This is a genomic window from Tsuneonella sp. HG094 (assembly GCF_053819285.1).
Map to the genome: position 1 here is coordinate 2,548,756 of NZ_JBSORA010000001.1, position 13,704 is coordinate 2,562,459.

At 68.0% G+C, this 13,704-nt stretch carries 9 protein-coding genes; 5 read left to right on the top strand and 4 right to left on the bottom strand.

Going from position 1 to position 13,704, the window contains the following annotated elements; genetic code table 11:
* Positions 1–59: 59 nt before the first annotated feature.
* The 3 genes from ACWPMX_RS12680 to ACWPMX_RS12690 are packed head-to-tail and all read right to left on the bottom strand — an operon-like array spanning position 60 to position 2,676.
* A complete protein-coding gene (locus ACWPMX_RS12680; protein ID WP_455700356.1) occupies positions 60–1,175 on the bottom strand; it encodes an acyltransferase family protein in 1,116 nt (371 codons plus the stop codon).
* A complete protein-coding gene (locus ACWPMX_RS12685) occupies positions 1,172–2,542 on the bottom strand; it encodes a DUF5935 domain-containing protein (RefSeq protein ID WP_455700357.1) in 1,371 nt (456 codons plus the stop codon). The genes ACWPMX_RS12680 and ACWPMX_RS12685 overlap by 4 nt, the downstream gene beginning before the upstream one ends.
* The gene (locus ACWPMX_RS12690) at positions 2,539–2,676 is read right to left on the bottom strand and encodes a hypothetical protein (RefSeq protein ID WP_455700358.1); all 138 of its coding nucleotides are present in this window, start codon (positions 2,674–2,676) and stop codon (positions 2,539–2,541) included. The genes ACWPMX_RS12685 and ACWPMX_RS12690 overlap by 4 nt, the downstream gene beginning before the upstream one ends.
* Before the next feature lie 67 nt (positions 2,677–2,743).
* Here ACWPMX_RS12690 and ACWPMX_RS12695 point away from each other — a divergent pair, with 67 nt between their 5' ends.
* The 5 genes from ACWPMX_RS12695 (at position 2,744) to ACWPMX_RS12715 (ending at position 12,710) form a co-directional block, all read left to right on the top strand.
* Entirely contained in the window at positions 2,744–3,976 is a 1,233-nt protein-coding gene (locus ACWPMX_RS12695; RefSeq protein WP_455700359.1) for a TIGR04063 family PEP-CTERM/XrtA system glycosyltransferase, read from the top strand.
* Between the two features lie 44 nt (positions 3,977–4,020).
* Positions 4,021–5,382, top strand: coding sequence for a hypothetical protein (locus tag ACWPMX_RS12700; RefSeq protein ID WP_455700360.1), 1,362 nt, complete (start codon positions 4,021–4,023; stop codon positions 5,380–5,382).
* A 203-nt stretch (positions 5,383–5,585) separates the two neighbouring features.
* Positions 5,586–10,226 (top strand): glutamate synthase large subunit, encoded by a 4,641-nt coding sequence (gene gltB, locus ACWPMX_RS12705; protein WP_455700361.1) that lies wholly within the window; start codon positions 5,586–5,588, stop codon positions 10,224–10,226.
* Positions 10,226–11,662, top strand: a complete 1,437-nt coding sequence (locus ACWPMX_RS12710; protein ID WP_455700362.1) for a glutamate synthase subunit beta — start codon at positions 10,226–10,228, stop codon at positions 11,660–11,662. The genes gltB and ACWPMX_RS12710 overlap by 1 nt, the downstream gene beginning before the upstream one ends.
* 127 nt (positions 11,663–11,789) lie before the next feature.
* On the top strand, positions 11,790–12,710 hold the full coding sequence (locus ACWPMX_RS12715; RefSeq protein ID WP_455700363.1) for a hypothetical protein: 921 nt from the start codon (positions 11,790–11,792) through the stop codon (positions 12,708–12,710).
* 24 nt (positions 12,711–12,734) lie between these two features.
* Here ACWPMX_RS12715 and ACWPMX_RS12720 read toward each other — a convergent pair whose 3' ends face one another.
* Complete coding sequence (locus ACWPMX_RS12720; RefSeq protein WP_455700364.1) at positions 12,735–13,565, bottom strand: acid phosphatase; 831 nt, start codon at positions 13,563–13,565, stop codon at positions 12,735–12,737.
* Positions 13,566–13,704: the final 139 nt, after the last annotated feature.

Below are 13,704 nucleotides of genomic sequence, written 5' to 3' on the forward strand. Positions count from 1 at the left end.
CGTCAATGGCGCAATTCGGCCGCCAGCGCAACGCGCAAGTCGGCACGGCTTTCATGCCGTCATACGGAGGGTGTGGCGGGACGCTCCTGTGTGGGCGCGCGGCGGTCTTGGAGCCCGGCCCAGCCCGGGGGATGGCGAAGAAGCCATCGTTGTGCCGGCCGCTCGACCCCGTGGAAGAGGGCGATCGAGGCAATGAGGACCAGCGCCAGATAACCGGCCAACTGCCACCATCCCAACATCAACGACGCATCCACCAACAGCAGCTTGAAGACGATGAACAGGCCGTAGTGGGCGAGATAGGTCGAATAGCTGATTTCCCCGAGATAGAGCAGCGGACGGGTGCGGCACAGCGCCGAAAGCGGATCGCGCCCGCACGCCAGTACCAGCACCGCCAGGGCGAACAGCGCCGGGACGGTCGCGGTCTCGGCCCAGCCAAAAACGAGCGCGAGGGCTGCTATCACCGCCCCGGCCGCTCCGGCGACGAGCGGAAGGCCCGGCCGATCGCGCCAGACCAGCCAGGCGCGCGCCACCACGCATCCGAGCGCGAATTCGCCAAGGCAGCGCAGCAGGCCGAGTTGCGGTATGGCCTCGCCCAGCGTGTCGTGGCCCGCGGCTGCGTAGATTGCCCAGATCGCGCCGCACAGCGCCGCTCCGACAGCGCCGAGCGGCAGGACCCTGGAAGGAACCTTCGCCAGCGCGAGCGCTATCAAAGGAAACGCGAGATAGGCGCCGGTCTCAGCGCTGATCGACCACGCGGGGTGGTTCCAGGTGAGCTCGGGCGTCAGCCCCCAGTTCTGCATCAGCAGCAGGTGAAGCGGCAGTTCGCCGACCGGGTAGCCCGCTGGATCGCGGCCGCTCGCGACGAGCAGCACAACGAGTATCACGAACCCGGCAAGGACGACCGCGTGGAGCGGCCAGACCCGGGCAAAGCGCTTCCACAAAAACGCGCCGATCCCGCCCGCATCGCCGACGCGTTCGGCGTAGTTGAACCAGATCACGAAGCCCGAAAGGACGAAGAACAGATCGACCGCGAGATAGCCCTTGTCCATCACCGCGAGCGCGGCAGCGGGGACGATCCCCGCCAGCGTTTCGCGCACGTGGAACAGCACCACCAGCCACGCGGCGATACCGCGGATGCCGGTCAGTGCGTCGAGGTGTCCGCGCTCTTCCCTCACGACGCCACCGCAGCCGGCTTTACGGGAGGCAGCATGCGCGGGCGACCGCGGCGCGTTTGCGGATCGGTGCGGGCGACGTAGCTCCACAGCGCGCATTGCACGCCCAGCAGCACCAGCACGGTCGGCTGGAATGCGATGCCGACGAACAGCGAACCGACAAGCGCGATGACCTGCCCGATCTGCAGTGCGGTCGCGAGTGGGGCCTGCCAGGTCTCACCCTCCGCGGCGCGCGCCCGATACCGCGAGCGAATCCGCTGCATCTGCCACAGGCCCGAGAGGTGCAGTGCGAGCCACAACGCAAGGCCTGGCCAGCCTTGCTCGCCCAGCATCTCGAAATAGGCCGAGTGATAGGCGCGGCCGCGATCGACGGTTTCCACATAGCGCGTGGCGCTGGAATTCGGACCGGTGTCGACCCGGACCGGGATGCGATAGGCAAAGCTGTTGCCGCGGTAGGCGTCGAACCCGCCGCCCAGTGGATGTTCGATCGCGTAGTCGATGGTCCAGTTCCACACCGCCACGCGGGTGGAAGCCGATTCGTCCTCGTCGTGGGTCTCGATCGTCGACATCCGCGCGAGGTAGCTCTGCGGCAGGAAAGGCAGCGAAACCAACGCCAGCGCCGCCGCGCTGCCGATATAGAGAAACCGTCGCTTCGCGTCGCGCAGCGCCAGCACCGCCAGCACGCCGATGCACAGCAGGCCGGTGCGCGCCTCGGTCCCGACGACGATGAGCAGGCAGGCGAACACCAGCGCGGCGGCGAACAAGCGCACCGCGCGGCTCGGCGGGAAAATGGTCCCATGCCGGGCGAGCCAGACGATAAGCGGGATCAGCGCGATGGAAACCATCGCAAGCGTCGAGCTTTCGTAGAGCCCGGTGTTGTTCGAAACGAACAGGTGAAGGACGCCATAGCCGCCCCCGCCTGCCAGCGTCTTCAATGCCCCGTCGATGATGATCGCCGCCGCGGTGAGCACGAGCGTGAGCACCGCCGCCTCGATCCTGAGGCGGGTGGTCAGCGTCAGCGGCAGGAAGATCGCGAAGACCAATGCCTTCCACACCCAGGCCCACTTCGCCGCGGCATCGACCGGGAAGTCCGCGGTCATGGTCGTGACCGCACACCAGGCGAGCAGGATCGCCATCAGCCATTGCCGCCCGGAGAACCGCGCGCCTTCCTTGCGATCGGCCAGCAGCCAGCCGCCGAACGCGGCGCAGAAGGCGATCAGGGAGACCGGCAGCGCGTTGACGAAGCGCCAGCCGATGTCCTGCGGGGCGAGCGTATCGATGTAGATGTAGGCGAGCACCCACACGAACGGACGGCGGACGCCGACCGCCATCATTGCGGCGATGAACCCGAGCAGCGCGAGGTCTATCACGGCTTGAGGTCCGTCTCTGCGACGGCATCCGGGCCAGGCTTTGGCTCACGGTCGAGATCGTCGCGGCGCATCAGCCGCAGCACCATCAGCAGCAACAGGCCGTGCGTCAGCGCGAGGGCGAAGAGGTCGATCATCGTTGCCGCCCGCGCTAGCAGGACGCGGTTGACGGCCCGTTAAGCCTGTCGTGCGACAAGCGTGGGCATGACCCGCGTGCTGCATGTCCTCGACCATTCATTGCCGCTCCACAGCGGCTACACATTCCGCACCCGTGCGATCATGACCGCGCAGGCGGCTTCGGGCTTCGACGTGCGCGGGATCACCGGGCTGCGCCATGCAGCAGATGGCCCCGCGGCAGAGGTGGCCGACGGCCTGCTGTTCCACCGTACTCACGGCGAGGCGAGCGGCCCCGCCCCGCTACGCGAATGGCGCGAAATCGCCCGGCTGGCCGACGCGATCGTGGCGCTCGCCCGCGACTGGCGGCCCGACGTGCTGCACGCGCATTCGCCCGCACTCTGCGGCCTTGCCGCTGTGCGGGCGGGCCGCGCGCTGGGCATTCCGGTGGTCTACGAGATCCGCGCCTTCTGGGAGGATGCCGCGGTCGGCAACGGGACTGGCCGCGCGGGGTCGGTAAAGTATCGAATGACCCGCGCGCTCGAGGACCGCGTGGTCGCCGATGCCGACGCCATCTTCACGATCTGCCACGGCCTGCGCGACGATCTCGTGGCGCGCGGGCACCCTGCCGGCAAGATCGGTCTTTCGCCCAACGGGGTCGACATGGCGCTGTTCGGAGATCCGCCGCCGCGCGACGAGGCGCTCGCCGCCGAACTCGGCTTCGGCGCCGACGATCCAGTGATCGGCTTCATCGGCAGCTTCTACGACTACGAAGGGCTGAACATCCTGATCGACGCGCTGCCGCTGCTGCGCGAGCGGCATCCGGGTGCGCGGCTACTGCTCGTCGGCGGCGGGCCGATGGATGCGGCACTGCGTGCGCAGGCGGCTGCCTCGCCCGCCGCCCGCGCGATTCACTTCACCGGACGGGTGCCGCATCACGATGTCGAGCGGTACTATTCGCTGGTCGACGCGCTTGCCTATCCGCGCAAGGCCAGCCGCCTGACCGAGCTGGTCACGCCGCTGAAACCGCTGGAAGCAATGGCGCAGGGGCGGATCGTCGCGGCGAGCGACGTCGGAGGCCATCGCGAACTCATTGCCGACGGGTGCACCGGCGTGCTGTTCCCGCCTGATGATGCAGAGGCCTGCGCCGACGCGCTCGCCGCGCTGATCGACGCGCGCCATGCCTGGCCCGCCCTGCGCGCGGCTGCCCGAGCCCACGTTGCCGAACGGCACGACTGGGCGGCAAACGTTCGTCGTTATCAGACCGTTTACCACCACCTGCTAACGCTAGCGGCCAATGAGTCGCTATCCGCCGTTGCCTGACCGGGTGCGGACGGGTTCACAGGCCGGAAAACGGGGTTAATCGAGTGGCGGACAAGTCGAAGCGCAGGGCGGCCGCGAAGGCTCCGATCAGCGCTCATCCGGCGTTCCCGGCGATCGTCGCTCTGTGGTTCGCCGCGCTTCTCGGTCTCGGCAGCCTGGTCCTGCCGGTGCAACTGTTCGAACGGGCGAGCGAGGTCATGGGGCTCGCATCCGTCGTCGCTGCCGCGCAGGCGCCGCTCGGCGTGACCGCCCGCATCCTCGTCGCCGCGACCGCCGCCGGTTTCGGCGCGACACTTGGCCTCGTGCTGGCCGGACGCCTTGCGGCCGCGAGCAGGTCGCGCCCCGCCCGCAAGCGCGGTTCCGAGCAGCGCGTACCGGCCAATCGGCCGATCTCCGCTCACGAGGAGTTCGGCGATCCCGATTTCGCCGACGACGATTTCTCGCCGCGCGATTTCATGCCCGGCCGCCGCGAGCTGTCGGTTAGCGAAGACGGTGCCGGCAGCGAATTCCTCGAAGCGGCTTCTCTGCCCCGCTATGCGGAGCCCGAATCTCCTGCCTTCGAGTCGGAGCCGGTCGTCGCGGAAGAAGTCAGCGCCGAAGAGATCATCGACGAATTGCCCGCCGAATACCCCATCAATTCGCTCGAGCTCACCGGGCTCCACGAGGAGCTTGAACCGGCGGACGTTCCTTCATGGCAGGGCGCAGCCGCCCCCGTTCCGCAACCGCAACTCGACCCGAATTCGGAGGAAGCCTCCATGCGCGATTTCGCCGCCACCTCGACCCCGCAGCATAGCGCGCCCGCTTCCGGCAGCGAGCCCATCGCCGCGCTGGTCGCCCGGTTTGCCCGAGCGCTCGAGCAGCATCGCGAAAGCGCCCGCGCGGAAGACGCCGCGGCTGTTGCACCGACACCCGAACCGCTCGTCGACCTGACCTTCGCGCTGGGCAGTCGCACCCCCGAACCCGAGGTGGTCGCCGAGGCCGTCGAGGTGCCAGCCCGCGCACTCCCGACCGCGCCGCGGCCGGTTGGATGGGATGCCGCGGACGACGATCATGACGACGAAGAATTCGCCGACGAGGGCGACGACGGCTATTCCTCGCTGCTCGCGATGAAAAACCCCAACGGCCTCCCGCGCGAAGCCGTGCGGATCGAGGACGAATCGTCCGAAGACGACTTCGTGCCCGAACCGGTCGTCGTCTTCCCAGGTCAGGCCGCGCGCGAGGCGACCCCGTTCGCCTCGCCTTCGCCGCTGCGTCCGTTCGATGCCCCGGCGGCACGCGTCGAGGCCCTCGCTTCAGTTGAAGCCCCATCGCGCGGGTTCGCCCCGGCAGCGCCAGCGACGCGCGACACTGAGCGCGCGCTGCGCGAAGCGCTTGAAAAGCTGCAGCGGATGAGCGGCGCCGCCTGACACTTCCCGCTGTGACTTGAGCGAGCGGGCGATAGCCCCGCTTTATCCGGCGCAAATCCCTTCGCGGTTGCGGAAAACCCTTCGTTTCTTCATTGCCGACTGCTGCGATAACTTTGCTGCGCGGGGCGGCAGGGCGAGTCGCGCTTCATTGCCCGGTCGTGTAGAATGCGCGTCCGGGCCACGACGGGATGGACTGCGACGCGATGGCTTTTCCGCCGCCACAGGGGCTGTACGACCAGAAGAACGAGCATGACGCGTGCGGCGTCGGCCTGCTGGCGCACATCAAGGGCGAGAAAACGCACCGGATCGTCAGCGACGCGCTCGAAATCCTCGCCAACCTCGACCACCGCGGCGCGGTCGGCGCCGATCCGCTGCTGGGCGACGGTGCGGGCATCCTGATCCAGATTCCCGACCCGATCATCCGCAAGTGGGCTGCAGCGAACGGCCACGACCTGCCCGCACCGGGCGACTACGCGATCGCCCAGTGCATGATGCCGCAGGACGACCGCGCGCGCGCTTTCGTGAAGGAGCAGTTCGAGAAGTTCATCGTCAAGGAAGGCCAGCGCCTCGTGGGCTGGCGCGAGGTGCCGACAACGCTCGACGGGCTCGGCAAGGCGGTCGTCGCCTCGATGCCGGTCATGCGCCAGTGCGTGATCGCGCGCGGCCCCAACTGCGCCGACCAGGACGCGTTCGAGCGGAAGCTGATCGTCATCCGCAAGCAGACGCAGAACCCGCTGCGCAAGCAGGAAGAAAAGCTCGGCATCCCCGGATTGAGCCAGCTCTATATCCCGAGCTTTTCCAGCCGCACGATCGTCTACAAGGGGCTGCTGCTCGCGACCCAGGTAGGCAGCTTCTACGACGACCTGCGCGATCCCGATTGCGTCAGCGCGCTCGGCCTCGTGCACCAGCGGTTCTCGACCAATACGTTCCCCAGCTGGCGACTTGCGCACCCGTACCGGTTCATGGCGCACAACGGCGAGATCAACACCGTTCGCGGCAACGTGAACTGGATGAACGCCCGCCGCCGCACGATGGAATCGCCGCTGCTCGGCGCGGACCTCGACAAGCTGTGGCCGATCATCCCGCACGGCCAGTCGGACACCGCCTGCCTCGACAACGCGCTCGAACTGCTGTTGCTCGGCGGGTACGACCTCGCCCACGCGATGATGATGCTGATCCCGGAAGCATGGGCCAAGGCTCCACTGATGGATCCCGAGCGCCGCGCGTTCTATGAATACCATGCCGCGCTGATGGAGCCGTGGGACGGACCCGCCGCCGTGTGCTTCACCGACGGCCGCCAGATCGGCGCCACGCTCGATCGCAACGGGCTGCGCCCGGCGCGTTTCGTGGTGACCAAGGACGACCTCATCTGCCTCGCTTCGGAAAGCGGCGTGCTGCCGTTCGCCGAAGAGGACATCGTGCGCAAGTGGCGGCTCCAGCCGGGTCGGATGTTGCTCGTCGACCTCGAACAGGGCCGCATCATCGAGGACGAGGAACTGAAGGCGCAGCTCTCGTCGGCGCAGCCCTATGCCGAATGGCTCGAAGCGGCGCAGTACAAGCTCGACGATCTCGACCACATCGAGCCCGAGCTGTCGGCCGTGCCCGAACCGGCGACCGACCTGCTGGAGCGCCAGCAGGCCTTCGGCTACACGCAGGAAGACGTGACCCGCTTCCTCGAGCCGATGGCGCAGCTCGGCGACGATCCGATCGGGTCGATGGGCACCGACACCCCGATCGCCGTGCTGTCTTCGAAGCCGCGCCTGCTGTTCGACTATTTCAAACAGAACTTCGCGCAGGTTACCAACCCGCCGATCGACCCGATCCGCGAGGAACTGGTCATGAGCCTCACCAGCATGATCGGCCCGCGCCCGAACCTGCTGGGCCGTGATGCCGGCACGCACAAGCGGCTCGAAGTCAGCCAGCCGATCCTCACCAACGACGATCTCGCCAAGATCCGCTCGATCGAGGCCGCGCTCGACGGTGCGTTCCGTTGTGCGACGATCGACATCTGCTGGGACGCGAGCTCGGGTGCCGAAGGGCTCGAGCTGGCGCTCAAGGAAATGTGCTGGGCGGCGACCGAAGCAGTGCTGCAGGATCATAACATCCTCGTCCTCAGCGACCGCGCGCAGAGCCCCGGCCGGATCGCGATCCCGGCGCTGCTGGCGACCGCGGCGGTCCACCATCACCTCGTCCGACAGGGCCTGCGGATGCAGACCGGCCTCGTCGTCGAGACCGGAGAAGCGCGCGAAGTGCACCACTTCTGCGTGCTGGCGGGCTACGGCGCGGAGGCGATCAACCCCTACGTCGCGTTCGAGACGCTGGAGGACATCCGCCAGACCAAGCTGCCGCACCTCGAGGCCAAAGACGTGGCGAAAAACTATGTCAAGGCGATCGGCAAGGGCGTGCTCAAGGTCATGTCCAAGATGGGCATCAGCACCTACCAGTCCTACTGCGGGGCGCAGATCTTCGACGCGGTCGGCCTGTCGAGCGCGTTCATCGACACGTATTTCACCGGCACCGCCACCACGATCGAAGGCGTGGGCCTGGCCGAAGTCGCCGAAGAAGCGGTGCGCCGCCACGCGCTCGCCTATGGCCACAACCCGATCTACGAGCACATGCTGGATGTCGGCGGCATCTACCAGTACCGCCTGCGCGGCGAGGACCACGCCTGGACGCCGGGCACGGTCGCCAATTTGCAGCACGCGGTGCGCGGCAACAGCCTCGACCGCTACGAGGCGTTCGCGAAGGATATCAACGAGCAGTCCGAGCGGCTGCTGACGATCCGCGGGCTGATGGAACTGAAGCCGGCCGAGAAGCCGCTCGACATCGACGAGGTCGAACCCGCGGTCGAGATCGTCAAGCGGTTCGCCACGGGTGCGATGAGCTTCGGCTCGATCTCGAGGGAGGCGCACACCACGCTCGCCATCGCGATGAACCGCATCGGCGGCCGTTCGAACACCGGCGAAGGGGGCGAGGAGCCCGACCGCTTCGTGCCGATGGCGAACGGCGACACGATGCGCTCGAAGATCAAGCAGGTCGCCAGCGGCCGCTTCGGCGTGACCACCGAATACCTCGTCAATTCGGACGACATCCAGATCAAGATGGCGCAGGGCGCGAAGCCCGGCGAGGGCGGCCAGCTGCCGGGCCACAAGGTCGACAAGACGATCGGCAAGGTCCGCCATGCGACTCCGGGCGTGGGCCTCATCAGTCCGCCGCCGCACCACGACATCTATTCGATCGAGGATCTCGCGCAGCTGATCCACGACCTCAAGAACGTGAACCGCCAGGCACGCATTTCCGTCAAGCTGGTGTCCGAGGTCGGCGTCGGCACGGTCGCCGCAGGCGTTTCGAAGTGCAAGGCCGACCACGTGACCATCTCGGGCTACGAGGGCGGCACCGGCGCCTCGCCGCTGACCTCGCTGACCCACGCCGGTTCCCCGTGGGAGATCGGCCTCGCCGAAACCCAGCAGACGCTGCTGCTCAACGACCTCAGGAGCCGTATCGCGGTGCAGGTCGATGGCGGCCTGCGGACCGGCCGCGACGTCGCGATCGGCGCGCTGCTGGGCGCTGACGAGTTCGGCTTCGCCACCGCCCCGCTGATCGCGGCGGGCTGCATCATGATGAGGAAGTGCCACCTCAACACCTGCCCGGTCGGCGTCGCGACCCAGGACCCGGTATTGCGCAAGCGCTTCACCGGCACGCCCGAGCACGTGATCAACTACTTCTTCTTCGTCGCCGAAGAACTGCGCGCGATTATGGCCGAGATGGGCTTCCGCACGGTTCAGGACATGGTCGGTCGGGTAGACCGGATCGACATGAACCGCGCGGTCCGCCACTGGAAGGCGCACGGCATCGACCTGTCGCGCCTGCTCCACCAGGTCCAGCCGGTGGAAGGGCACACGCTCTACCACTCGCAGGAACAGGACCACGCGCTCGGCGGCGCGCTCGACGTCGAACTGATAGCGGCTTGCCGCGACGCGATCGACAAAGGCACCCCCGTCCAGCTCGACCGCGCGATCCGCAACGTCAATCGCACCGCCGGCGCGATGCTGTCGGGCGAAGTCGCCAAGTCGCATGGTCACGCGGGCTTGGCGCCCGAAACGATCCGCATCGAATTCACCGGAGTCGCGGGGCAGAGCTTCGGCGCCTGGCTTGCGCACGGGATCACCCTGCGGCTGACCGGCGATGCCAACGACTATGTCGGCAAGGGCCTCTCGGGCGGCCGCATCGTGGTGCGCCAGCCCGACGGCGTCGCGCGCGACCCCGGGGCGAACATCATCGTCGGCAACACCGTGCTCTACGGCGCGATCGCGGGCGAGGCCTACCTCGGAGGCGTTGCGGGCGAGCGGTTCGCGGTGCGCAATTCGGGCGCGATCGCAGTGGTCGAAGGTTGCGGCGACCACGGCTGCGAGTACATGACCGGCGGCGCGGTGGTGGTGCTCGGCAAGACCGGTCGCAACTTCGCGGCCGGGATGAGCGGCGGCGTCGCCTATGTCTACGACGAGGACGGCGCGTTCGCGAAGCTGTGCAACACGGCGCAGGTCGAGCTTTCGCCGGTCGAAAACGCGCGCGACGAGGAGGATGGCACCGGTCGCCCGCTCCAGCGTCCGCGTTCGGTCGACGACTTGGGCCTCGGCGATATGCTGCGCCACGACGCCGAGCGGCTGCGCGTGCTCGTCGAGCGGCACAAGCTGCACACCGGCAGCAAGAAGGCGGGCGCCATCCTCGACGACTGGGACAATGCAGTAGGCCGGTTCGTGAAGGTCATGCCGACCGACTATGCACGGGCGCTCAAGCAACTCGAGGCCGAACGGGCCGAAGCTGAAATGGAAGCGGCAGAATAATGGGCAAGGAAACCGGCTTCCTCGAATACGAGCGCAAGGATCGCAGCTACGCCGATCCGAAGGAACGCGTGCGCCACTACAAGGAGTTCGTCGTCCCCCACGCCGAACCCGACCTGCGGCTGCAGGCGGCGCGGTGCATGAACTGCGGCATCCCGTATTGTCACAACGGGTGCCCGGTGAACAACCTGATCCCCGACTGGAACCACCTCGTCTACGAGGCGGATTGGAAGAACGCGCTCGAGGCGCTCCACAGCACCAACAACTTCCCCGAATTCACCGGCCGCGTCTGCCCCGCCCCATGCGAGGCGAGCTGCACGCTCAACATCGTCGACCAGCCGGTGACCATCAAATCGATCGAATGCGCCATCGTCGATCGCGGGTGGAACGAGGGCTGGATCGTGCCCCAGCCCCCGGCCGAGAAGACCGGCAAGCGCATCGCGGTCGTCGGCAGCGGCCCCGCGGGCCTCGCCTGTGCGCAGCAGCTTGCCCGCGCGGGACACTCGGTCACCGTGTTCGAGAAGAACGACCGCCTCGGCGGCCTGCTCCGCTACGGCATCCCCGACTTCAAGATGGAAAAGCACCTCGTCAACCGGCGAGCGGTGCAGATGGAAGCCGAGGGCGTGAACTTCCGCACCAGCACCGAAGTCGGCGTCGACGTGTCGTTCGCTTCGCTCAAGGAGAACTTCGACGCGGTCGTCCTGGCTGGCGGCGCGGAAGAGCCGCGGCGGCTCGGCATCCCCGGGGCGGAGCTGCCCGGGGTGCGCCTCGCGATGGAATTCCTCACCCAGCAGAACAAGCGCAACGCCGGCGACGACGAAGTGCGCGCTGCGCCGCGCGGCAGCCTGGTGGCCACGGGCAAGAAGGTCGTCGTGATCGGCGGCGGCGATACCGGCAGCGACTGCGTCGGCACCAGCAACCGGCAGGGCGCGGAAAGCGTCGTCCAACTGGAAATCATGCCGCGCCCGCCCGAAAAGGAAGACAAGGCGCTGACCTGGCCCGACTGGCCGCTGAAGCTGCGCACGTCCTCCAGCCACGAGGAAGGCGCCCAACGCGACTGGGCCGTGCTGACCAAGCGCGTCGCAGGCGAAGGCGATACCGTGACCGGCCTCGAATGCGTCCGCGTCGAGTGGAAGAACGGCCAGATGGAAGAAGTCGCGGGCAGCGAGTTCACCATTCCCGCCGACCTCATCCTGCTGGCGATGGGTTTTACCGGCCCGATCAAGGCGGGCATGGTCGACCAGGCCGGCGTCGCGCTCGATGCGCGCGGCAACGTCGCGGCGAACGTGACCGACTATGTCACCAGCGATCCCCAGGTCTTCGCCTGCGGCGACATGCGCCGGGGGCAGAGCCTCATCGTATGGGCGATCCGCGAAGGCCGCCAGGCCGCCCGCGCGGTCGACCTGTCGCTGATGGGAGCATCGGAACTGCCGCGCTGAGCCCGCCGGGCCCGGCTGCACAGGCGCTATCCGTCTCAATTTGCTTGCGGGCCTTTCGCAAAGACGGGTAGGCGCGCTGTTCCGCCCGTACCCCCGCGGGCGCAGTTCTGGACGGGAGTGCCCCTTCGTGCACCGCAAGATTGGTCTCATGCTGGGCGTGGCGGCAAGCTGCACCCTGGTCGCAGCGTGCTTCGGCGGAGGCGGTGGCGACACGCCCACGCCAACGCCCACCGCAACCGCAACGCCCACCCCCACGCCGACCGCAACGCCCACGCCGGTCGCCTTCGGCTTCGCCTCGGCGTTTGAAGACAGCGTGACCAATGCTTCGTACGTGTTTGCCTATTTCGCGCCCACCGGCGGGACCGAAACCTGGAACGACGGTTCGCGCCAGAACGGCACCAGCACGATCAAGTACGCCGTCTCGCCCGAGAGCGTCGCGTTCACCTGGCCCGATGCGGCGACTCTGGCGGGCTTCACCGGCGCCGACCGACAGACCGCGACAACCACGCTGCGCACCTATCGCAACGGCACGAACGCCATCACGCTGGAACTGCCGTTTCAGAACGTGCTGCGCGTGACCTACGAAAAGGTCGAGAACTTCACGCGCGACAGCGTTGCGGGTCTGCTCCGCAGCAACCGCGTGACCTTGTTCTTCAACGAAGTCACGACGACCGCCGCGATCGCGACCAACCTCGTCTACACCGGCACCGCGACGGTTGCCGGCGGCACGCCCAAGACGACCCCGCCGGGCGTGTTCAGCGCGCAGCCGACGACGCTGACGGTCACCGCCAGCGACAAGAAGATCGCCGCTACCATCACGATCGTCGAGACCGTCGGCGGCACGGCCACCGTCCGCGCGGTCCTGCCGATCTCGGCGACGCTGGGAACCGGCGACGCGTTCAACGGCACGATCGACGACACGACCAATGCCTTCAAGGGCACCTTCGTCGGTGCGCTCGCTGGACCGAACCGCGAGGAAGCCTTCATCATCTTCAACGTGGCCCACACCGACGGTCGCGAATTCATCGGCTCGCTGATCGCGGACTGATCCTCGATCTGGCGGCGGGTTGCCTCAGCCCGACGCCATCGCCGAGCTGTCCAAAGCGCAGGCCGACGCATCCGGCGCGGGCAAGCTGCCCTTGGCCTCTTCCTGTGCCTTCACGAGGTCGGCGCGGAAGGCCGGATCGGACTGGAGCCGCGCGAAGGTCGCGGCGGCGACGGTGCGGCCCGCCTCGACATCGCTCAGCCAGTGGACGTTGCAGACGCGGCGGCTGTCGCCGTGGTCGATGCCGCGTTTCATGATCGCCGCCGCGCGCGCCGGGAAGACCGCCGCCAGCACCAGCGCGTCGCCATACCCGATCGCGCTGTGGCCGCTGGGGTAGGAGCCGTTGGTCCTGAGCGCGGCTTCCGCTTCGGGCGTGCAGGTCGGCGCGTTGTTCACGGTATAGGGCCGCGCGCGCATGTGGAGCTTCTTCACGCCGCTGGTCGAATCGCCGAAATCGGCGGTTACGCGGCGCAGCAGGTGCGCGATCGCGGGGGTGCCGGCATCCGAGATCGCCACGCCCGCCGCGCAGGAAAACGCGTGCGGCACCGCGCCGGGGCCGAGGTCGGCATCGCGCCCGGCAAGCGCGAACCGCGCCGATCCATACAACTTGAGCGCGGCCGCGTTCGCAGCGCGGTCGCGGGCGAGCGCCTCCGACCCCTCGGCAGGCGGCGGACCGACCAGCGTCTCGCCGCCCGGCAGCGGGCCGCCGAGATAGGCCGGGCCCATGTCGAACAACGGGCGCGAGGTCGCGGCAGCACTCGGAGCATCGGCCGAGGGGGCGGGGGCGTCGGGAGCCGCCATCGTGGCGGCGCAACTTGTGGCGAGGAGGGCGAGAAGTCCCGGAACGAAGCGATTCATCGCTCCCTGATGCTACGCCGCCTTTGGCAACGGAAGCGAAAATACGCGAAACGATTTTCCTACAGAGGGGGACCAGTGTTTGGGTGCCGAAATGATCGCCGACCCACTCCTACGCCACCGCCGCTCCGCGCGATTCGCG

Bases quoted from the DNA above. Each gene is read 5' to 3' on its own strand.
- ACWPMX_RS12690 (WP_455700358.1), bottom strand. From the start codon at position 2,676: ATGATCGACCTCTTCGCCCTCGCGCTGACGCACGGCCTGTTGCTGCTG.
- ACWPMX_RS12695 (WP_455700359.1), top strand. From the start codon at position 2,744: ATGACCCGCGTGCTGCATGTCCTCGACCATTCATTGCCGCTCCACAGC.
- gltB (WP_455700361.1), top strand. From the start codon at position 5,586: ATGGCTTTTCCGCCGCCACAGGGGCTGTACGACCAGAAGAACGAGCAT.
- ACWPMX_RS12710 (WP_455700362.1), top strand. From the start codon at position 10,226: ATGGGCAAGGAAACCGGCTTCCTCGAATACGAGCGCAAGGATCGCAGC.
- ACWPMX_RS12720 (WP_455700364.1), bottom strand. From the start codon at position 13,565: ATGAATCGCTTCGTTCCGGGACTTCTCGCCCTCCTCGCCACAAGTTGC.